The organism is Populibacterium corticicola, from assembly GCF_042683685.1.
GTDB lineage: Bacteria > Actinomycetota > Actinomycetes > Actinomycetales > Cellulomonadaceae > Timonella > Timonella corticicola.
On record NZ_JBHUOP010000003.1, the window covers coordinates 18,225 to 37,657 of the forward strand.

Consider the following 19,433-nt stretch of genomic DNA (forward strand, 5'->3'; position numbering starts at 1 on the left):
CACATGCGGCTGTTGTCATGCTGCGATCAGCGAACGGTCAATTTCTTTTTGGCCGTGCTGGTCTTTGCAGTCAGGACTGACTTGGCAGAACCTGAAGGAGTGAACTTGGCAGTCACCTTCTGGTTCTTACCTTTGTTCAATTTGCTCACCGTGATGGTGACCTTGCCCTTGTTGGATGCCTTCAAGGTCTTGGTGAAGGACTTCTTGCCGACCTTCACCGTGACCTTTCCGGTAGGCTTAGCGACGCCCGCCGCTTTGACGGTTACTGTCACGGTGGTCTTCTGGGAGCGCTTAATCGTGCTCTTCTTGGCCTTTACGGTGACAGTTGGCGATGCCTTCGCAATCTTCTTGGTTGCGGACGTTGTCGATGAGCCGTTCGCGTGTCCGGTCTTCGTCGCCGTGACCTTGACGGAAAGTCTCTTACCCACGTCTGCCGACTTTACTTTGTAGGTGGACTTGGTAGCGCCCTTGATGGCTTTACCGTTGCGAAGCCATTGGTAGTTGTACTTTACGCCGGAGACGTTCCAAGTGCCCTGCTTCACGCGAAGGGTCGAGTTGAACTTGGCAGTACCGGTGACGCTGGGCTTTGTCGTTGCCTTCGCAGCGTCAGCTTGACCCGCAGTGTGCACGTTTGAGGTGGCGACACCGGAGTTGTATCCGACCTTGGTCGCGGTGACCCGAACAGAGATCTTCCTGCCGCTGTCTGAGACAGCAATCGTGTACTTGTTCGAGGTTGCCCCAGAGATCGCAGCGCCATCACGTAGCCACTGATATGCGTAGGTCACGCCCGATTCATTCCATGTACCGTTTGACACGGTCAATGTGCCACCCACCTTGGCGGAACCGGTCACGACTGGAGCGGCCGTCGCCTTTGGTGCCTCACCCGCTGAAACCGTCACGGCTTTTGCGGTGGCTGTTCCAGTTGTATATTCGGCCTTAGACACGGTGACTCGGGCCGATAGTTTCTTTCCGTGGTCTACTGCTACCACGGCATACGTAGCGTTGGTCGCGCCAGGAACTGCAACACCATCGCGGAACCACTGATATTCGTAGGCTCCGTCACGTACGTTCCACAAACCATTGGAGACACTCAACGTGCCGCCCACCTTCGCGGAGCCACTCACAACCGGTGATTCAACAGCATCTCCGATCGTGCGCATCGCGACCTTTTGGTCTGCGCTGAACGACACATCGCTGCGTGCGTAGATCGTCTGAGCCGTTGGCATCGTGTGCTTCTGCCACACCAGCACTTCGTACTGCTTGTCGAAGTCAACCGCAGCCGAGTCTCCCTTGAGGATGGCTGTGAATTCCCCACTCGAATCGGCGCCATTGGCAAGGAAGGCAACGGGAAGTCCGCCACCACCGACCTGAATGTCGCTCTCAGTTCCCTTTTCGATGAAGGCTACATATACGCCCTGTCCTTCCTCGAAGTGTTGAGCCTGAACGGAGACATAGTAATCAGCACCATTTGCGGAGGAAACCTGACCGCTGACCTCTGGGAGGAAGTTGAGGGTGCGTGGAAGGTCTACCGCATCGCCGGTGGCGGGCAGGGCCTGGCGAGCAAGTACCGTGTCGGCATTGGCGAATCCGTGTGCGACCCATGCCACCAACTCGTATTCCTCGTAACGCAGCTCACCCGGAATCTTCAAGGCTCGAGGTCCGAAAGCACCGTTTTGGATTGCAGCAGTAGCGATCAGGATGCTTGGAAGAGACCCACCCTGGCTAATGTTCTCAAGTTCGGTTCCCTTTGGAACAACCGCGACGTATGCACCGCCGGAGAAAGCAGTTGCGGGTGGAAGATTCGTGTAACCCGTACCAGAGACCGATACTGTGCGGTCTTCCGGCGTGAAGTTAACCGGAACGAACAGTTCCTGATCAGCGTTGTTCACTCCACTACCAGCGTAGGTGTAGACACCCCACTTTCCCGTAGGAACCCCGCCTTCCTTGTTGGTAATGGCGAGTTCAGTCTCGAACGTCCCGTCCGATTCAAGCTCAGCCCACTGGTTCAGAACTGTCTGCTTAAAGTTCGAGGGAATCTGCTCAACGGTGGCCTCGGTGAGCGCCCAGCGCTGGTCGCTCACCTTACGAACCGAGCTGGCTGCACCTGCGGATGGACGCCAGTTCTCTGCAAAGTTGCCAAAGACCACGTAGTTACCCTGTGGAAGGGTGTTTGGGATTGGCATTCCGCGTCCGCCAACATTCGCGTCAGGGGCAAAACCGGTTCCCTTGACAACGATCGAGTCGCCTTCCTGCACTTCGGTGTCACCGAGTGGAGTAACGCCGTCAGCCGCGAAAAGCTCAATCTGCGGAGTCCATACGGTAGGGGTCTCTTCATCGGCGGAGGCAGGGGCAGCGAAGCCAACTGCGGCGGTCCCCGCCAGCAGGGTGACGGCTGTCAGGCTCGCCACCGCACGCGTCACGCGCGCCTTAAATCGGGTGAACACTATTTGTTCTCCATGTGGGGGATGGCACCCAGGGGTGCGAACGAACACGACAGTCCAGTGACAGCCGCAAAAAATATCCATGTGGAGGATATAAGGCACGCCTAACCTAAAACAAGGGGCAGTTCGCGTCCCCGCCAGGCGCGGAAAACGAATGAGTGCCCGCACCTAACATGGCGCAACAAAACGCAGAATCACGCGGATGGCGCCGGAAAGCGCGAAGTTCTGCGCCTTTTCATCACTTTCGTGTTGCGTAAATCGCAGGCATGTACCGCTTTCGAACTCAACTCTCGTCGATCCATCAACTTTGTCGCGTGACCGAAGTCATACAACCTCATCCACCAGTTGGACTAAAGGCCCATCCCTCCGCCCGAGGCACGATCAAGCCGCGACAGGCAGCCCGGGCCCATCCCCACAGAACTCAACGTGATACTGGAACGAGGGACTCGTCGGAAAGCAGGCTATTTCTCGGAGCCGATTCGACCAGCGCCGCCATTCGACTGAAGAGCACGCACAGCCGCCCGCGGAAGCGTGCGCAATAAGCCGGATGCCAACTGATAGCGCAGGGATGGGGTAGAGATGACGGCACCGCGGCGAACATCCTGCAATGCCGTCGCAACAACCTGATCGGCGTTCAACCATGCGATTTCTGGGAAACCGGAATAGTCGATGCCGGCCCGCTCGTGGAACTCGGTGTGCACGAACCCTGGGCACAGAGCGGTAGCAGTGACTCCCGTGCCGTTCAACTCAACCGCGAGGCCCTCCGTGAAGGAACGCACCCACGCCTTGTGCGCCGAATACGTACCCGAAGCGGTCAACGCGGCGACAGACGATACATTCAGGATCGCGCCACGACCACGCTCAATCATCTGCTGCGCGGCGGCCTGCGATAGCACCATCACCGAGTTCACCATGACTGCAAGCAGTTTCTCCTGCTCGCCGATGTCAGAGGCCAGGAACCGCTTGTGAACCGCATATCCGGCGTTGTTCACCAGCAAACCCACTGGGTTGTCCTGTGAGCGCAGTCGTTTTGCAACGACCTCGACCTGGTCGCGTTGCGACAGATCGGCGGGAAGAACCTCAACATGCACACCTGCGACTGACTCGATCTGCTGTGCGATGCCCTCGAGTCGCTCACGGTTACGGGCAACGAGAACCAAGTTGTGCCGCGCGGAAGCCAACTGCCACGCGAATTCCAGACCAAGCCCGGCGGATGCACCGGTGATAAGAGCGGTAGCCATGCTTTAAGGCTAGTCGCCAACTGGCTGGTGTGGGGGCCGTGGCTCCAACTTTTCACAGAACTTAACAACAAAGCGGCCATATCTCAGCAGGGCATAGCCTATTCCGGCGAGGTGTCCGATGATGGGCATGCGAATGTTGTGCGCGCCTTTGATGATTGAGTCCTGCGGTGGAACGATCGCATCGTGGATGCTGCGCAGGGATACGAGTCGGGCGAGGACGTCTGCATCGAGTTGGCTCAATGCGGAGTCAGTCTCTTCCAAGGCGTCCTCGAACACCTCGTTGCGGTCCATGACCAGGTCGGGGATGATCTGGGGTCGATGGATCTTACCGCAGATCAGCACGGAACCACGCACCTGCTCACCTACTCTCGCGAGCGCAGCCACCACTGCGCTGCCACCAGCAGAGGCACCCACCAGCGCCACCTGACGACCCTGCGCGCGCAGTTCAAGCACGCGGTCGCATAGCGCATCTAGCCGGGGATCAAACTCGGCGTCATCGGCCCACCGCACGGTGAACACCTCGGGTTGTCCGCCAAACTTGGTCCAGGTCTTCAGCGCTGCACGTTGCAGTCGGTTCACCCAGTGCATATGGTCGAACAGGCCTGGGATGTAGATGATTGTTGTATTAGTCAGGGGTCTCATATCGCCGTGTGATGTGGTTCGTGCGTTCGGGGCTCTTAGGTAGGCTTAGATCATGCGCCTTGCAACCTGGAACATCAACTCAATCCGTGCCCGCGTCGATCGTGCGATCGCTTTTCTGGAACGGGAGAACATCGACGTCCTAGCCCTCCAAGAAACGAAGTGCAAGGACGCCCAGTTCCCGTTTGAGGCATTTGAGGCGGCCGGATACCAGGTTGCCCACTTCGGGTTGAACCAGTGGAACGGTGTCGCGATCATTTCGCGTGTTGGCCTGGAGGACGTGGAGATCGGCTTCCCAGGGCAGCCGCAGTTCGGCGAGGAGCCCGTCACTGAGCCTCGTGCGGTCGGTGCCACGTGTGGCGGCGTGCGCGTGTGGTCGCTCTATATCCCAAATGGCCGCGAAATCGACCACCCGCACTATGCGTACAAGCTTGAGTGGCTTGCGGAACTCAATCGGAACGCCGGTCAGTGGATCACCGAGAACCCCGAGGCGAAGGTCGCGCTGGTCGGCGACTGGAACGTCGCTCCCCTCGACACCGACGTGTGGGATATCGGTTTCTTCGATGGCAAGACTCATGTGACTGAACCTGAGCGCAGTGCGTTCCAGGCCTTCGAGGCCACCGGATACACGGAGATCTCCCGAAAGTTCATTCCAGCGGAGAACACCTATACCTACTGGGACTACACGCAACTTCGCTTCCCAAAGAACCAGGGCATGCGCATTGACTTCGCGTACACCTCACCTGCTCTCACCTCCGCGGTGACCGGGGTGACGATTGATCGGAACGAACGCAAGGGCAAGGGCGCTTCGGATCACGTGCCCGTCATCCTTGAGATTGCGATCAGTTAACCGGAACCTACAGCCGAACTGAAAACCAGCAACTGCCACCAATAAGAGGCCCTAGCCAAGTCACGCACTCGCAATCTCGCCCATTTTCCAACGAGGTGCTTGGCCGACCGAGGTAAAGTTATTGGGTTGATTAGAAAGTTGGGTGTCCCGTTCTGCTCAACTCAGACACTCCACGAGATCGTCTTTATTCATACGATCACTACGGGCCATTTAAGTGCGCTTGGGCCCAAATCATTTACAGCGACTTCTGCCAAATCGGACATAAGCCCCATATCTCCGCTTTGCTATTCCCTTAAAGTTCCTTATTCGTACGGCTTTCGTACGCATAAGGAACTTTAGGAGGTCCATGATGAAGAGGTTTGCCTCGTAGGTCATCGCTCTCCTATCGGGCAGTCTTTGACCCTTCAACAAAAACAAAGCGCAAGGCAAAGATCACCGCCGCGCGCGGCCCTAAGATTCACCGATCCATCGGACACAACATTTCTGACATATCCGTGAAAATAGTACGCTCAAACCAAAGCGGAAACACTGCCGCACAAGCACGTATGACATTCCTTGCAAACGCACAGGCGCTCGGAATCAACATCACATCACGCACCATTAATCTTGACTTGAAGGTCATAGATGGTGGGGCCAAGGCCTCCACCAACCTCTGACAAACCATCGACGAAAGTAGAGAAGTATGTTCTACGACGCCATCGGGACAATCGTGTTCATTGTCGTAGCGGCAGCAACTGGTGGATTCGTCTACCGAATCATCGCTTCGCCGAAGAACACCAAAGAGTAACTGGCATCTAGGTGGCCTTGGTACTTACTGAAGTGCCAAGGCCACCTAGTTCTGCTTCAGGATGAGCGCTCACATCACATGGGGACTTCAAACGCTTGACATGGCAGTGAAACACCCCACATTCCCCTGAGTAGGCAATCCTCTGACCGGGCAATACGTGAACCTTCACATATTCCGCCGTTATCAAGCCGTGACATTACATTGTCGTGCGTCTACTGTTGTAACGTCTCGATAACCCTTTGCAACACCTAAGTAAGCGTCGAGATGCCAGGATGATCGCCTAACGCTACCGGCATCCTGGGTCCTGGACTCAAACCGGTAGCGGTGGGGGAACCACTTGTGGCCGCGCAGCAACAACAACGCGGCCTTGGGGTGAAGCCGTAACGCGCACAGCGCACACGGCCGGGGCATACCTCGCTCCGAATCCGACAGCTCACTTCACAGGCGTAATTGAGGTAATTACGTATGCCAAGCACTCGCATTGACGCGCCTTCGCGCGCCCAAAATGCACCTGCGTCCCTGACTGACTCCGCTCACAACGCGAACAGTCCAACCCCTAGAGCACATAAAACTGGCTTTGGTCGCAGGATCTCTTCCATTGCAATCGCAGCGTCGGTTGCAGCATCAACTCTCGTAGCAGCCCCAGCGATACTTCAAACCTCCTCCGCCGCCGCGGTAGAAGTATCGGGAGCCGCAGACAAGACAACCCCGGTAAACACCAGCGGCGCAACCGCTGCCGCCACAAGCGCAACGGCGACTCAGGTCAAGAAGACCAAGAAGAAGGCGAGCGTCAAGCTCAAATTCTCCAAGAAAATCTGGACGAAAGGCACCAAGCCCGGCAAGCTAACGGTCAACGTTAAGGCTGACGGCAAGGCTGCCACGGGTAAGATCCGGGTGTTCTCGGGCAAGAAGCGTCTCAAGACTCTCACGCTCAAGAACGGCAAAGCTTCCTACACGTTCTCCAAGAAGCTCACCGCCAAAAGGCACACGCTCACGGTGAAGTACATTCCGTCCGGCGCATCCAAGAAGGTCGCCAAGACCACCGCGGTCAAGTCGGCCATCAGGGTCAAGCAGTCGAAGTCGCAGAAAATCGTGGCGGAGGCGAAGAAGCACGTTGGCGTCCGTTACCGTTCCGGTGGCAGTTCTCCAAAGAGCGGGTTCGACTGCTCAGGCTTCACCACCTACGTCTACAAGAAGGCCGTGGGAAAGAATCTTCCGCGCACCTCGTCCGCACAGCGTACGGCAGGCAAGAAGATCTCCAAGAAGAACGCCCAGCCTGGTGACATCGTATGGACTCCGGGGCACGTCGCGATCTACCTCGGCAACGACAAGATCATCGACGCACCTCGCCCAGGCAAGACCATTCAGGTACGCAAGATGTACCAGAAGAACCCCACGTTCATCCGCCTCTAGTGTCCTGCTCCTTAAGTTCGTTCAGGAAGTTGTAGAGCCGATCTGCGAACTCAACCGTGTTCCGGTTGAGTTGGGGCACAAACGGTTGAGTTCGCGGGAGATATAAATAGGCACTGTTACGGAAAGCAATTGACGACGAGCCCGCACCTTCGGCTGGAAGGTGCGGGCTCGTCGTCAATCTATATGCGCCCCGCGGGGCGCATAGCCACGCGGCCACGTGCAACTGTGCGGTTTGGCTGGGAACCACGTCCACTACCGCTCCGGTAAGGACTCGCCACGCAGTGCTCCTACGCTCCGCTACGCCACCGCGTTCTCAGCCGTAACGACCAGGTGATAGCCCTGCGATGTGACCGGCTGTGCATCCGCGTTGTAGTCCACGCGGACCGTGTCGCCATCGGCGACGGAACCCGCCAGGATGAGCCGGGCCATCTGATCCCCAATCTCGCGCTGCACAAGCCTACGCAGCGGTCGAGCACCATAGATCGGATCGAATCCGGTGTTTGCGAGCCATTCGCGAGCCGCAGACGTGACCTCGACGGACATGCTGCGGTCAGCAACCCGATGTGCGATCTCGGCAACCTGAAGATCCACGATCCTGCTGAGTTCAGCCAGAGTGAGCGGCTCGAACACGACCGTGTCATCAAGACGGTTGAGGAACTCGGGCTTGAAATGCCCGCGCACCGCGCCCATGACTGCTTCCCTACGAGCCTCGCCATCCAGCATCGGGTCAATGAGGAACTGGGAACCAAGGTTGGAGGTCAACACCAGGATGGTGTTGCGGAAGTCCACGGTGCGACCCTGCCCATCGGTCAGGCGGCCATCGTCGAGAACCTGCAGCAGGATGTCGAACACTTCAGGGTGGGCCTTCTCCACCTCGTCGAGCAGCACAACCGAATACGGACGTCGCCGCACGGCTTCGGTGAGTTGACCACCCTCGTCGTAACCGACGTATCCCGGAGGCGCACCCACCAGACGTGAGACGGAGTGCTTCTCGCCATACTCGGACATGTCGATGCGGACCATGGCTCGCTCGTCGTCGAAGAGGAATTCCGCAAGCGCCTTCGCGAGCTCGGTCTTGCCCACACCCGTTGGGCCAAGGAACAGGAACGAACCAGTTGGCCGGTTCGGGTCTGAAACGCCAGCACGGGAACGACGCACCGCATCGGAAACAGCCATCACAGCCTGCTGCTGGCCAATCAGGCGGGTACCGATCTGATCCTCCATGGTCAGGAGCTTCTCGCTCTCACCTTGGAGCAGTCGTCCCACGGGCACACCGGTCCACGCGGAAACCACCTCGGCGATTTCGTTTGCGTCGACCTTGTCGCCCACGAGCTTCTGCTCGCTATCGGTCTGCTGCTCCTTCTCGGCGTTGACCGCTTCCTCAAGCTCACGCTGAAGCCGAGGTATCTCGCCGTAGATGATCCGGGACATCTGTTCGAGGTCACCGTCGATGCGAGCGCGCTCAGCCTTCGCATTCAACTCATCGAGTTTCTTGCGGAGCTCACCGGCACGGTTCAGGCCACCGCGTTCGCGTTCCCACCTCGCGTTGAGCGCGGCAAGTTGTTCCTGGTTCGCGGCGAGTGCCTCCTTCACCTCCTCCAGGCGATCTGCGGCACCAGAGGCATCGGAGTCCTGGAGCGCGATCTCCTCAAGTTTCAGACGCTGGATCGTGCGTTCGAGGGTGTCGATCTCAACCGGCGAGGAGTCCATCTCCATCCGCAGCCGGGACGCAGCCTCGTCGATCAGGTCGATTGCCTTGTCCGGCATGCGTCGGCCAGTGATGTAACGGTTGGACAGCGTTGCCGCAGCGACGACCGCACCATCGGAGATCTCGACCTCGTGGTGTGCCTCGTAGCGTGGCTTCAGCCCACGCAGGATCGCAATCGTGTCCTCAACCGATGGTTCCTCCACCAGCACCTGTTGGAAACGGCGCTCAAGGGCCGGGTCCTTCTCGATGTGCTCACGGTACTCATCGAGCGTGGTCGCACCGACCAGTCGCAGTTCGCCGCGCGCAAGCATCGGCTTGAGCATGTTGCCTGCGTCCATCGCGCCTTCGCCGCCAGCACCTGCGCCCACAACGGTGTGCAACTCGTCAATGAACGTGATGATCTCGCCATCAGAGTTCTTGATCTCGTCCAGCACAGACTTGAGTCGTTCCTCGAAGTCACCGCGGTACTTCGCACCGGCAACCATAGCGGTCAGGTCGAGCGCGATGAGGCGTTTGTTGCGGAGCGACTGCGGCACGTCTGCCGCGACGATACGCTGGGCCAGCCCTTCGACCACGGCGGTCTTGCCCACACCGGGCTCACCGATCAGGACCGGGTTGTTCTTGGTGCGGCGGGAGAGCACCTGGATGACGCGGCGGATTTCCTCGTCGCGCCCGATGACGGGGTCGAGTTTCGCCTCGCGTGCGGCCTCGGTCAGGTCTCGGCCGTACTTTTCGAGGGACTTGTACGCGCCTTCTGGGTTCTGACTGTCTGGCTTCTTGTTGGCGCGCAGGTCAGGAAGGACCTTTTCGAGGCTTTCCGCGCCTGCGCCGTGGCGGTTCAGGATATCCTGCGCGTTTGTGCGCGTCGTCGCAATCGCGAGTAGCAGGTGTTCGGCGGAGATATAGGTGTCGCCGTCCCGTTCAGCGCGTTGCGCGGCTTCCTGGAGCACAAGGCCCAGTTCGCGGGCGGCGTTCGGGCCGTTTGTCGACGATCCTGCCGCGCTGGGCAGCGCAACGAGCGCTCTGCGGGTGTCGCTTGCGATTGCCTGCGTGTCAGCACCTGCGAGGCGCAGCAACTCGACTGCAAGTGAGTCCTGCTGTCCTACGAGCGCGCCGAGTAGGTGAATCGGCTCAACCTGCGGGTTGAGTGCCGCGGTAGCACTCTGAATTGCTTCGCTGAGTGCCTGCTGCGACATTGGGGTGTACTTTTGTTCCACTCTTCCTCCAATGGTCGTGAAGCTCTGTTCGTTGCCTACAACAACACCCTCAAAGTTGAGTCTATTCCACTCAACTTTGATCTTGCTCAGCCTGCGGACATTTTCCGCTGTTCTCATCGTCACAGGTTTTCCCAGACAAAGGCAGAATTCAGCGAAATTTAAGGCTTTTCTCACCCGGTAATAAGGTGTGATTTCTTTGCTCATCCTTTACTGTTGAGCCATGAAAAAAACTCTTGCCGTAGCGTTCACCGCCCTCCTCGCGGTAGTCCTGTCAGGCTGTATGCGTATGCACATCGACCTAGTCCTCGAGGAAGACGACAAGGCATCGGGCAGCATGATCTTCGCCATCTCAGATGAGACAGCACAATCGGTGCAAATGGAACCCCAAGCCCTGTTCGACATGATGATGCAGGATTCCGAGGAGATTGCCCCCGAAGACGGCACGGCCGAACCTTACGCAGAAGACGGCTATACCGGCACCAAATGGACCTTCGATTCTCAACCCATTGACGCCAACGTTGGTGGCGGTGAGGACCTCACCATCACCCGTGACGGAGACGACTACGTCGTTACGGGCAAGTTCGACATGGGCGACGAAGGATCAATGGAAAGCGATCCCATGGCCGAAGCCATGTTGCAAGGCTTCGATGTCGCCCTCAAGATCACCTTCCCCGGCGAGGTCAAGGAGTCCAACGGCGAAATCACCGGACAGACCGTCACCTGGACACCAAAGCCTGGCGAGAACCTCACGCTCAGCGCCCGTGGCAGCGCGGTCGCCTCTGGCGGAATCGGTGGCGGTGGACTGAGTCTCCCACTCATCCTCGGCATCGTCGGAGCCGTTCTCGTACTGGTGATCGTTGCAATCGTCGTCGCGGGATCACGTAAGCGCGGCGGCAACGGACCCGATGGCCTTGACTACACCGCTGGCGGAGCATCCTACCCACCAGCAGGCGGAGTTGTACCCGGCGGGGCAGCTGTACCCGGCATGGCACCAGGCGCCGCACCGAACACCGTCTTCACCGGCCAGCCGCTACAGCCTGGCCAACCAGTAGACCCGGTTCACTCGAACCCAGTGGTTCCAGAACCACAGTCGCCAGAATCGGGTTACACTCAACAGCAGCCACCGGCGCCCCAACCGTACGCTCCTGAGGGCCAGTCCGCCCCAGCCCCGTACAGCCCACCAGCGGCGCCGCAGCAGTACAACCAGCACCCAACCGACCCGCAGAACCCGGAGAACCCACAGCAATGAGCAACGTCGCCCAGTGGAACCAAGACATCCTCGGACCCGACTGGGCGGCACGCACCATACCCCTGGGAAGCGACACTGAAGGCCCGGTCACCGCAACGCTCGTGCGTGCGGCGGCCGGGCCTCGGCGTACCCGTGCAGTGCTCTACGTACATGGGTTCGTCGACTACTTCTTCCAAACCCATCAGGCCGAGTTCTTCGAGGAACTCGGATTCGATTTCTATGCACTCGACCTACGCAAATACGGCCGATCTCTACGGGATGACCAGACCCCAAACTTTGTCGAAGACCTCGCCGACTATCGCGCCGAACTAGACCATGCGGCTCGCATCATTGCGTCCGAAGGCCACGAGGAACTCGTGGTGCTTGGGCACTCGACCGGAGGACTCATCGCGAGCCTATGGGTTGACGCCCGGCAGAATCTCAACGATTCCCACTCCACCCGCGAGGCTCTAGGACTTGAGATCACGGCATTGATCCTCAACTCACCCTGGTTCGATCTCAACAAGCCCTGGTTCCTGCGCACAATCGGCACCCGCCTCATTGCCCAGCTCGCGCGCGTCGCACCACGAACCGTCATCGGAGGCCTTGCCCCGCACTATGGGCGGGCGTTGCATGCCTCAAGCGGCGGCGAGTGGGACTACGACCTCGCGTTCAAACCCATTGACGGCTTCCCCGTCCGGGCTATCTGGTTCCGGGCCATCCGCCGAGGACACGCACGGATCGCTGCTGGACTGGACATCCACTGCCCCGTTCTGGTGCTCACCTCTGACCGCAGCGGTGACGCCGATAACCACCACTCCGAGCTCCTCACCACTGACTCCGTACTCAACGTCGAGCACATCTGGGCCGGCGCCGCCAACCTCGCAGACGACACGACGATCATCCCCATCCCGCATGGCTCACACGATCTATCGCTGTCCCCCGAACCCGCACGCAGCGAATACTTCGAAGCCATGAAGACCTGGTTGGCCACCCACTAGCCACGCCGGGGCGCGAGCTGAGACGGTTGCTGCCGACTCGTCGCCAATAGCCACTCCCCTCCCCGCGCGAGTGGGATTTTCCCCACTTGCGCGCTGACGAGTGGGGAAATCCCACTCGCAGCGAAAGTATGCCGGACCAACGTGTCTAGCCACTACTCGGCAGGCGGCTTACCCTCTTGCTCACGCATCGCCGCTATGCGTTCCTCAATCTTGCGCGCAAGCTCCTGCTCGATCTCAGGGTTGTGCTCCAACGCGCGTAGCCGCTCATGATCGGCTTGCTGCTGATCCGCAGTCAACTCATCCATCACGAGCAGTTCCTTACGCATCTGATCGGTGCGCGCGCCCGCGCGGCCAACCATGTGCGCGCCGACCGGAGCAGTGAACAACTGGAAGATGACAACCAGCAGCAACAGGCCGAATACCGACCAACTGCGAACCCTCAGCGCCTCGGCGCTCACCATGAGGATCAGACCAAGCGCCTGCGGCTTCGTTGCGGCGTGCATACGCGCCAACAAGTCAGGAAAGCGCAGGATGCCCACACCGGCGGCGAGAGTCAGAAACGAACCCGCCAGCAGGAAGATCGCAGCAACAACATCGGCAAAGTTATCCCAGTTCACAGTTGTCCCCCCTTCTTCTCCTCCGCACGGCGACGAACTTCCTCATCGTGTGCGATCTCCTCAGGGGTGCGCACCCGGCGTCCATCCGATGGCTCGTGGGCGGCGAAACGCGACATCGTCACCGAACCAACAAAGCCAACGAGGGAAAGCACCACGAGGATCGGAAGGGTGTCCGTGCGCTTGGACAGCGCGGCCTCAAGGGCGATACCACCGATAACGACGGTTGCAAACACATCGAGCGCGATCGTGCGGTTCAAGCTCGTGGGCCCACGTTCAGCGCGGATAAGAGCGAGAATACCGGCGATCACCAGCATGATCGCGCAAATCACTCCAACGACAGTCACTTGTCAGATCCCTTCGTGTGGAGGGTGTCCCCTGCACCAGAAGTGCTCACAGAAGCATCCTCGGCTACAGACGACGTGGTCAGATGGCGAAGCGAGACGCCCGCCCGCTCAAGTTCGTCACGTGATGCGAATGCTCTCATCACGCGCGCTTCAAGGGCTCGAACATCATTGCGAACCTTGTCCGCGCCACCATAGCCTTCAAGGTCGAGCACATGTACATACAGTGTCTGCGTGATCGGGTGAGCCTCAATCACCAGCGAACCCGGCACCAGACAGGACAGTTGAGACGTCAGCGTCATGTACAGATCAGAATCTGAACGCAACTTCACGCGCACAATCGCACCATGCGGCGTCTTCCCGAACTGGAATGCCTGCATCGCCACTTGGAATGAGGACGATACGAGGTCATACAGGAATCGCCCAATGAGGATCAAGAAGAATCCTAGCCGAATACGACCGTGGAACTCGATCTGCGGCAGTGGCATGATGATGACGACGACAACGCCAAGAATGAAACCGCCGATCACGTTACCCCACGACAGGTCGCCCCACAGGAGCACCCACACCACAACGAGCCACGCAACGGTTCCCCACTGGATGTTCTTTACGCGGTCTTTGAAGCTCATCAGTTCACCGCCCCTTCCACATCAGCGTCCAGGAGATCTGACTCATCGACCGGTTCAGGGCCGTCGAGCGTGGTGGACTCACCCTGACCACGCCCGTCAGATCCAAGAACAGCGGAGATATATCGGTCGTTGTCCATAAGCGTTGCGGCTGCACGATCCGAGTAGTCGTAGAGCGGACCAGCGAACACTGTGATCAGCAGACCAAGAACCACCATGACGGTTGCCGGCCCAGTCATCGCCTTGGGGAGGTCAGCATCTGGCAGCGGTTCTGTCGCCGGCTGCCAGAAGGCCTTGTTCCATGCCTTGACGATCGCGTAGAGGGTCAGCAGAGAAGCCACAACCGATCCGATCACGAGCACGTAGGCGAGGCCCGTGCCCTGGTCCACACCGGCCTCGAGGAGCCCCACCTTTCCAAGGAATCCAGAGAACGGTGGGATACCCGCAAGATTCATCGCGGGGATGAAGAACAGGATTGCCAGGAACGGGGCCGACTTGGCCAGACCGCCCAGTTTGGACAGCGAGGTCGATCCACCGCGGCGTTCGATAAGCCCCACGATCAGGAACAGCGTGGTCTGCACCGTGATGTGGTGGGCCACGTAGAAGATTGCCGCCCCAAGCCCGATCTTCGAGCCGAGCGCGATACCGAAGATCATGTAACCGATATGGCTGACCAGCGTGAAACTGAGCAGACGTTTAATGTCGTCCTGCGCAACCGCACCCAGGATTCCCACAAGCATCGTGAGCAGCGCCAAGACCATCAGCACGTTATCGAGGCGCCCATCCGGGAACAGCAGAGTCTGCGTGCGGATGATCGCGTAGACACCCACCTTGGTCAACAAGCCTGCGAAGACGGCGGTAACCGGTGCCGGAGCCGTTGGGTAGGAGTCAGGTAGCCAACTCGACAGCGGGAAGATCGCAGCCTTGATCCCAAAGGCAAGCAGCAAGAGCGACTGGATGACGATCGAGACGCTCGGGTCGATTTCGGCCAACCGTTCACCAAGTTGCGCGAGATTCACGGTACCGGTCGCTGCATAGATCATGGCCAACGCGATCAAGAAGATCAGCGACGACAACAGCGCCACGACCACGTAGATCGCACCCGCACGAATACGTTCAAAGGTTCCACCGAGCGTGAGCAACACGTACGAGGCCGCAAGGAGGATCTCGAAGCCAACGTACATGTTGAACAGGTCGCCTGCGAGGAACGCGTTCGAGACACCCGCCGCAAGGACCAGATATGTGGGGTGGTAGATCGAGATTGGCGATTTACGGGAATCCGCGATCCCCTGACCCAGTGAGTACAGCAGCACGCAGAGCAGAACGGTCGAGGAGACCGTGAGCATAAGGGCAGAGAGCCGGTCACCCATGAGGATGATGCCGACAGGGGCGGCCCATTCACCGACATTGACAACCAGCGGCCCTTTGTCCGCGGCAATCATCATGCTGCCGGACACGATGACCATGAGTGCAAGCGCAGTGACCGTGATGAACTGCTGCACCTTTGCATGACGGTACATGGCCAGGGCAAGTCCCGCAGCGGTGAGCGGGATAACGACAGGAAGCGGCACGAGCCAAGCGAACTCAGTCATTCTTGGTTCCTCCCTCTTCCTGTTGTCTACGGTGGACCTCGCCCCACCACTCGGCCTTTGTCGCAAGTTCTGATGCCCGATCGGGATCGGGTTCCTTTGCTGCGCGCTCACTGTAGTAGGCGGCGTAGGCGGCAGCCATCGCCGGATCGTCGAGCTCCGAGGTATCGGAAGTCTCATCGCGGACATCCGCCGCGACTATCTCAGTGTTGACATCGTCATCGGAGGCATCGGAGTCATCCGCACCGACGATCGACGGGGCGTTGCGCGCGGCAATACGTGCGATACGGCGATCTTCAAGGTCGTCCTGGACCTCATCGTGGCCGAGCAACTGCCACGAGCGATAGGCCATCGCGACGACGAATGCGGTCAGACCGAGAGTAATCACGATTGCGGTGAGGACCATCGCCTGTGGCAGTGGGTCGCTCATCTCGGATTCAGGGGTCACACCGGTGATAGGGGCACCGCCCGCACGTCCGCCAGCAACCATGAACATGAGGTTGACGCCGTTGCCGATCAAGATGAATCCGAGCAAGACTCGGGTCAAAGAGCGTTCAAGGAGCAGGTAGACTCCTGCGGCGACGAACGCACCGATTGCGATGATCAACATGATCGAGGGGGACATGTCGATCATGCCTGGGTCGCTTGCTGCCGTTCCTTCTGCGAACACAGCGAATGGAAGGTGTGCCGTGGTCATCGGTGGGCTCCTTCCTCGATGCGTTCGCGTTCGGTTGTGGCAGCGGTGTCCATCTGTTTGTCGATCTCGGCACCGAGTGAGCGGAGAATGTCGAGCACGACGCCGAGCACGACGAGGAACACGCCTATGTCGAAGAACAGGGTGGAGATCAGTTTGACGTCACCAATCAACGGCAGCGTGAACTCCCAGATGAAACTCTGTAGCACGCTTCCGCTCAAGATCAGGGACAGCAGTCCGACACCTGCGGAGAGGAACAGACCCGTTCCAAGCAGCAAACCCGGGTGTACAGGGGCCGCCTCGCCCAGTTCATATCGACCACCGGCCAGGTAGCGCACGATCAGGGCGATGCCCACAACCAGGCCAGCCGCGAATCCACCACCTGGAGCGTTGTGTCCCGAGAACAACAGGAACAGGCCAAACACGATCATCGAGTGGAACACGAGGCGTGCTACGACCTCGAAGATGACGGATCGTCGTTGCGGGGCCAGCGTCGAGCCAGCACGCAGCCACTTGCGGAAGCGCTGCGTGGTCTTGACCTGAGCGGGAGTGGCCTTGAGGCCTGCGCTCACGACACCCTTCTTCCGAAGGGAAGCGTTCTTGTCGGTCTCATCGTGGTTGGACCAGACAGCTCCAGAGCCAACCTTCTTGGGAGCGTTGTCCACACGCAGGATCTCACCGGACCTGCGGCTCAGGAAGATCAGCGAGGCAACGCCCGTTGCGGCAACCAGGAGCACGGAGATCTCACCCATCGTGTCCCAGGCACGCATATCGACGAGGGCCACATTGACAATGTTCTTTCCGCCACCGAACTCGTAAGCCTCCTGTGGGAAGTCTATCGACGCCCGCTGGTGGATACGCGCTCCAGGGACGATTGCGGCCAGCCCCATAGCCAGCGCACCAATGACGAGCGCGACGCTCAGACGGAGCCAGCGCGAGGCCTTGAGTGGCCGGTCGGAGAAGTAGGCGGGTAGACGGCGCAGCGCAAGCAGCATGACGACGAGGGTGATCGTTTCAACCAGAACCTGGGTGAGCGCCAGGTCAGGAGCGCCCTGCAACAGGAACAGCATCGCCGTGGAGTATCCGGCAAACCCGACAAGAAGAACCGCCTTGATACGGCGGCGTGAACGCGCGGCCAGCACGACGGCTGGAATGATGATGATCACGGCGAACAACTGCGCTGGGGTGTCCCACAGGCGTACTTCGGATGCGGACGGCAGGTCATTGCCGAAGAACAGTAGCGACCCCGGACCAAGCGCCAGCACGACAAGAATCGCTGAGAGGTAGTACGGCAGCGAACCGCGCTGAGTGATAGCGGTGAGGTCTGCGGCAAAGTTGTCCAGTAGACGCATGAACCGACGGTAGACGAGCTCAGCGTCCGCACCATGTGGCATCTTGGCCTGCAGGAGTTCGAGCGGACGTCGTGCCACGAACATCAGTGCGCCGACGGTCAACACCGAAACGGTCAACCAGAAGCTGGTGCCAAAGCCAGCCCACAACGTCAGGTGCCCCGCGTGTCCGGCCTGGTAGGTATCGGCGTGCGCGACGATGTATTTCTCGAACTGGACTGGGAACAGGCCAACAATCAGCGAGAGCACGGCGAGCACGAGTCCCGGAACGGTCAAGCGTGGACCCTGACGCTTGAACTCGGCTGGGTCCACCATGTCGGTGACGGATGGCTTGCCCTCGGAGGTGAGTTTCGGAATCGCGATTGCCGGGGCACCCTTCTTGTCCGCGAATGCCCCCCAGCAGAAACGGGCACCGTAGGCAACGGTCAGCATCGAACCGATGACGACGGAGACCAGGACGACGGTGCTCACCCACGGTGCCAGCGCGGGAACACCGTCGTGCAGAAGCGCCTCAAGTGCTGCTTCCTTCGCGACGTATCCTGCCAGCGGTGGCACGCCGATCATCGACAGCGTGGCCACGATTCCCGTGAACGCGACCATCGGCATCGCACGACCCACGCCCGTGAGTCGTCGCATATCGCGAGTTCCCGTCGCAGCGTCGACCACACCGGTGGTCAAGAACAGTGCGGCCTTGAACATCGCGTGCGATGCGATCATCGCGAGGCCCGCGAGCGCAGCGCTCTGCGAACCCAGTCCCACCATCAGCACGATCAACCCGAGCTGCGAGACCGTTCCGTACGCCAGAATAAGTTTCAGATCATGTTGGCGCAGCGCACGATACCCGCCCAGGAGCAGGGTTCCGCAACCCATGATCACGATCATCCACACCCACACCTCAAGGTGGGAGTAGGCGGGAGCGAAGCGCGCAACCAGATACACGCCAGCCTTCACCATCGCAGCAGCATGCAGGTAGGCCGACACCGGAGTCGGAGCGGCCATGGCACCGGGAAGCCAGAAGTGCGTCGGGATCAACGCGGCCTTTGAGGCCGCACCGATCAGCAGGCACACGACGCCAGCGGTGACTGCCGCGCTCTGCGGCGGGTTCGCGATCATGCCGGACAGCGAGAAACCGGTCTCCGCACTCACGCCAAGGATCACAACGCCCACGAGCATTGCCAAGCCGCCTGCGGTGGTGACGATGATCGCCTGCATGGCGGCTCGTCGAGAAGCCTTCTTCTCAAAGTAGTGGCCGATGAGCAGGTAGGAGAACACCGTGGTGAGTTCCCAGAACATGAACAGCAGCATCAGGTCATCGGCGAGCACCAGGCCCACCATGACACCGGCGAATGCCGTGAGAACGCCACAAAAACGCCTCAGGCCTTGGGCCGTGGGCGAGAAGTATGCAGAACAATAGATCAGTACGCCAGCACCAATACCACCGACGATGAGCAGCATCAGCCACGACAGCGTGTCCAACCTGAAGGCGATATTGATACCGAGCGCCGGTATCCACGAATAGCTCTCAGCGGGATAGTTCCCCTCAAGCACACGCGAGGTCATGGTGAGCGCGTACACGGCGGCGCCTGCAGGGGCAGCAGCAACAACGAGGAAAGCCTTACGGCCAAACCACGTTACTAATGCGGGCGCAATGAGAGCCATGATCGCATGGGCAACGAGCAAAATCAGCACGTC

At 59.5% G+C, this 19,433-nt stretch carries 15 protein-coding genes and 1 riboswitch; of the genes, 5 read left to right on the forward strand and 10 right to left on the reverse strand.

Annotated elements, in window-relative coordinates; all coding sequences use genetic code 11:
- Positions 1 to 26: 26 nt before the first annotated feature.
- The 3 genes from ACFSYH_RS06995 to ACFSYH_RS07005 all read right to left on the reverse strand — a co-directional run bounded on the left by ACFSYH_RS06995 (position 27) and on the right by ACFSYH_RS07005 (position 4,324).
- Positions 27 to 2,444 (reverse strand): hypothetical protein, encoded by a 2,418-nt coding sequence (locus tag ACFSYH_RS06995; protein WP_377466130.1) that lies wholly within the window; start codon positions 2,442 to 2,444, stop codon positions 27 to 29.
- A 458-nt stretch (positions 2,445 to 2,902) separates the two neighbouring features.
- Positions 2,903 to 3,682, reverse strand: coding sequence for an SDR family NAD(P)-dependent oxidoreductase (locus ACFSYH_RS07000; protein WP_377466131.1), 780 nt, complete (start codon positions 3,680 to 3,682; stop codon positions 2,903 to 2,905).
- A gap of 9 nt (positions 3,683 to 3,691) precedes the next feature.
- Positions 3,692 to 4,324: a hypothetical protein gene (locus ACFSYH_RS07005; protein ID WP_377466132.1), complete on the reverse strand. Its 633-nt coding sequence runs from the start codon at positions 4,322 to 4,324 to the stop codon at positions 3,692 to 3,694.
- 52 nt (positions 4,325 to 4,376) lie between these two features.
- Between ACFSYH_RS07005 and ACFSYH_RS07010 the strand changes: the two genes are divergently transcribed.
- From ACFSYH_RS07010 to ACFSYH_RS07020, 3 genes are all read left to right on the forward strand, one after another.
- On the forward strand, positions 4,377 to 5,171 hold the full coding sequence (locus tag ACFSYH_RS07010; protein WP_377466133.1) for an exodeoxyribonuclease III: 795 nt from the start codon (positions 4,377 to 4,379) through the stop codon (positions 5,169 to 5,171).
- Positions 5,172 to 5,665: 494 nt separating this feature from the next.
- Positions 5,666 to 5,827, forward strand: a complete 162-nt coding sequence (locus ACFSYH_RS07015; protein WP_377466134.1) for a hypothetical protein — start codon at positions 5,666 to 5,668, stop codon at positions 5,825 to 5,827.
- A 405-nt stretch (positions 5,828 to 6,232) separates the two neighbouring features.
- A riboswitch (cyclic di-AMP (ydaO/yuaA leader) is annotated at positions 6,233 to 6,420 on the forward strand.
- A gap of 3 nt (positions 6,421 to 6,423) precedes the next feature.
- Positions 6,424 to 7,371: a C40 family peptidase gene (locus ACFSYH_RS07020; protein ID WP_377466135.1), complete on the forward strand. Its 948-nt coding sequence runs from the start codon at positions 6,424 to 6,426 to the stop codon at positions 7,369 to 7,371.
- A 297-nt stretch (positions 7,372 to 7,668) separates the two neighbouring features.
- Here the strand turns inward: ACFSYH_RS07020 and clpB are convergent, their stop codons facing one another.
- Entirely contained in the window at positions 7,669 to 10,296 is a 2,628-nt protein-coding gene (gene clpB / locus ACFSYH_RS07025) for an ATP-dependent chaperone ClpB (RefSeq protein WP_377466701.1), read from the reverse strand.
- Positions 10,297 to 10,516: 220 nt separating this feature from the next.
- Here clpB and ACFSYH_RS07030 point away from each other — a divergent pair, with 220 nt between their 5' ends.
- Both ACFSYH_RS07030 and ACFSYH_RS07035 read left to right on the forward strand, forming a co-directional pair.
- Positions 10,517 to 11,545: an LppM family (lipo)protein gene (locus tag ACFSYH_RS07030; protein WP_377466136.1), complete on the forward strand. Its 1,029-nt coding sequence runs from the start codon at positions 10,517 to 10,519 to the stop codon at positions 11,543 to 11,545.
- Positions 11,542 to 12,525, forward strand: a complete 984-nt coding sequence (locus ACFSYH_RS07035) for an alpha/beta hydrolase (protein WP_377466138.1) — start codon at positions 11,542 to 11,544, stop codon at positions 12,523 to 12,525. Before ACFSYH_RS07030 ends, ACFSYH_RS07035 begins: the two co-directional genes overlap by 4 nt.
- A gap of 152 nt (positions 12,526 to 12,677) precedes the next feature.
- Here the strand turns inward: ACFSYH_RS07035 and mnhG are convergent, their stop codons facing one another.
- Genes mnhG through ACFSYH_RS07065 form a run of 6 tightly spaced genes read right to left on the reverse strand, consistent with a single transcriptional unit; the run spans position 12,678 to position 19,430 of the window.
- Positions 12,678 to 13,142, reverse strand: a complete 465-nt coding sequence (mnhG, locus tag ACFSYH_RS07040) for a monovalent cation/H(+) antiporter subunit G (protein ID WP_377466139.1) — start codon at positions 13,140 to 13,142, stop codon at positions 12,678 to 12,680.
- Positions 13,139 to 13,486 carry a monovalent cation/H+ antiporter complex subunit F gene (locus ACFSYH_RS07045; protein ID WP_377466140.1) on the reverse strand — a complete coding sequence of 116 codons (348 nt, stop codon included), beginning with the start codon at positions 13,484 to 13,486 and terminating at the stop codon, positions 13,139 to 13,141. The genes mnhG and ACFSYH_RS07045 overlap by 4 nt, the downstream gene beginning before the upstream one ends.
- Positions 13,483 to 14,112 carry a Na+/H+ antiporter subunit E gene (locus tag ACFSYH_RS07050; RefSeq protein ID WP_377466142.1) on the reverse strand — a complete coding sequence of 210 codons (630 nt, stop codon included), beginning with the start codon at positions 14,110 to 14,112 and terminating at the stop codon, positions 13,483 to 13,485. The genes ACFSYH_RS07045 and ACFSYH_RS07050 overlap by 4 nt, the downstream gene beginning before the upstream one ends.
- The gene (locus ACFSYH_RS07055; protein WP_377466143.1) at positions 14,112 to 15,701 is read right to left on the reverse strand and encodes a Na+/H+ antiporter subunit D; all 1,590 of its coding nucleotides are present in this window, start codon (positions 15,699 to 15,701) and stop codon (positions 14,112 to 14,114) included. Before ACFSYH_RS07055 ends, ACFSYH_RS07050 begins: the two co-directional genes overlap by 1 nt.
- Positions 15,694 to 16,395, reverse strand: a complete 702-nt coding sequence (locus ACFSYH_RS07060; protein WP_377466144.1) for a Na(+)/H(+) antiporter subunit C — start codon at positions 16,393 to 16,395, stop codon at positions 15,694 to 15,696. The genes ACFSYH_RS07055 and ACFSYH_RS07060 overlap by 8 nt, the downstream gene beginning before the upstream one ends.
- Positions 16,392 to 19,430: a Na+/H+ antiporter subunit A gene (locus ACFSYH_RS07065; RefSeq protein ID WP_377466145.1), complete on the reverse strand. Its 3,039-nt coding sequence runs from the start codon at positions 19,428 to 19,430 to the stop codon at positions 16,392 to 16,394. Before ACFSYH_RS07065 ends, ACFSYH_RS07060 begins: the two co-directional genes overlap by 4 nt.
- Positions 19,431 to 19,433 lie beyond the last annotated feature (3 nt).

Excerpts from the sequence above, each read along its gene's own strand:
- ACFSYH_RS07055 (WP_377466143.1), bottom strand. The coding sequence starts at position 15,701 with ATGACTGAGTTCGCTTGGCTCGTGCCGCTTCCTGTCGTTATCCCGCTC.
- ACFSYH_RS07030 (WP_377466136.1), top strand. The coding sequence starts at position 10,517 with ATGAAAAAAACTCTTGCCGTAGCGTTCACCGCCCTCCTCGCGGTAGTC.
- ACFSYH_RS07005 (WP_377466132.1), bottom strand. The coding sequence starts at position 4,324 with ATGAGACCCCTGACTAATACAACAATCATCTACATCCCAGGCCTGTTC.
- ACFSYH_RS07000 (WP_377466131.1), bottom strand. The coding sequence starts at position 3,682 with ATGGCTACCGCTCTTATCACCGGTGCATCCGCCGGGCTTGGTCTGGAA.
- ACFSYH_RS07050 (WP_377466142.1), bottom strand. The coding sequence starts at position 14,112 with ATGAGCTTCAAAGACCGCGTAAAGAACATCCAGTGGGGAACCGTTGCG.
- ACFSYH_RS07060 (WP_377466144.1), bottom strand. The coding sequence starts at position 16,395 with ATGACCACGGCACACCTTCCATTCGCTGTGTTCGCAGAAGGAACGGCA.
- ACFSYH_RS07020 (WP_377466135.1), top strand. The coding sequence starts at position 6,424 with ATGCCAAGCACTCGCATTGACGCGCCTTCGCGCGCCCAAAATGCACCT.
- ACFSYH_RS07010 (WP_377466133.1), top strand. The coding sequence starts at position 4,377 with ATGCGCCTTGCAACCTGGAACATCAACTCAATCCGTGCCCGCGTCGAT.
- ACFSYH_RS07035 (WP_377466138.1), top strand. The coding sequence starts at position 11,542 with ATGAGCAACGTCGCCCAGTGGAACCAAGACATCCTCGGACCCGACTGG.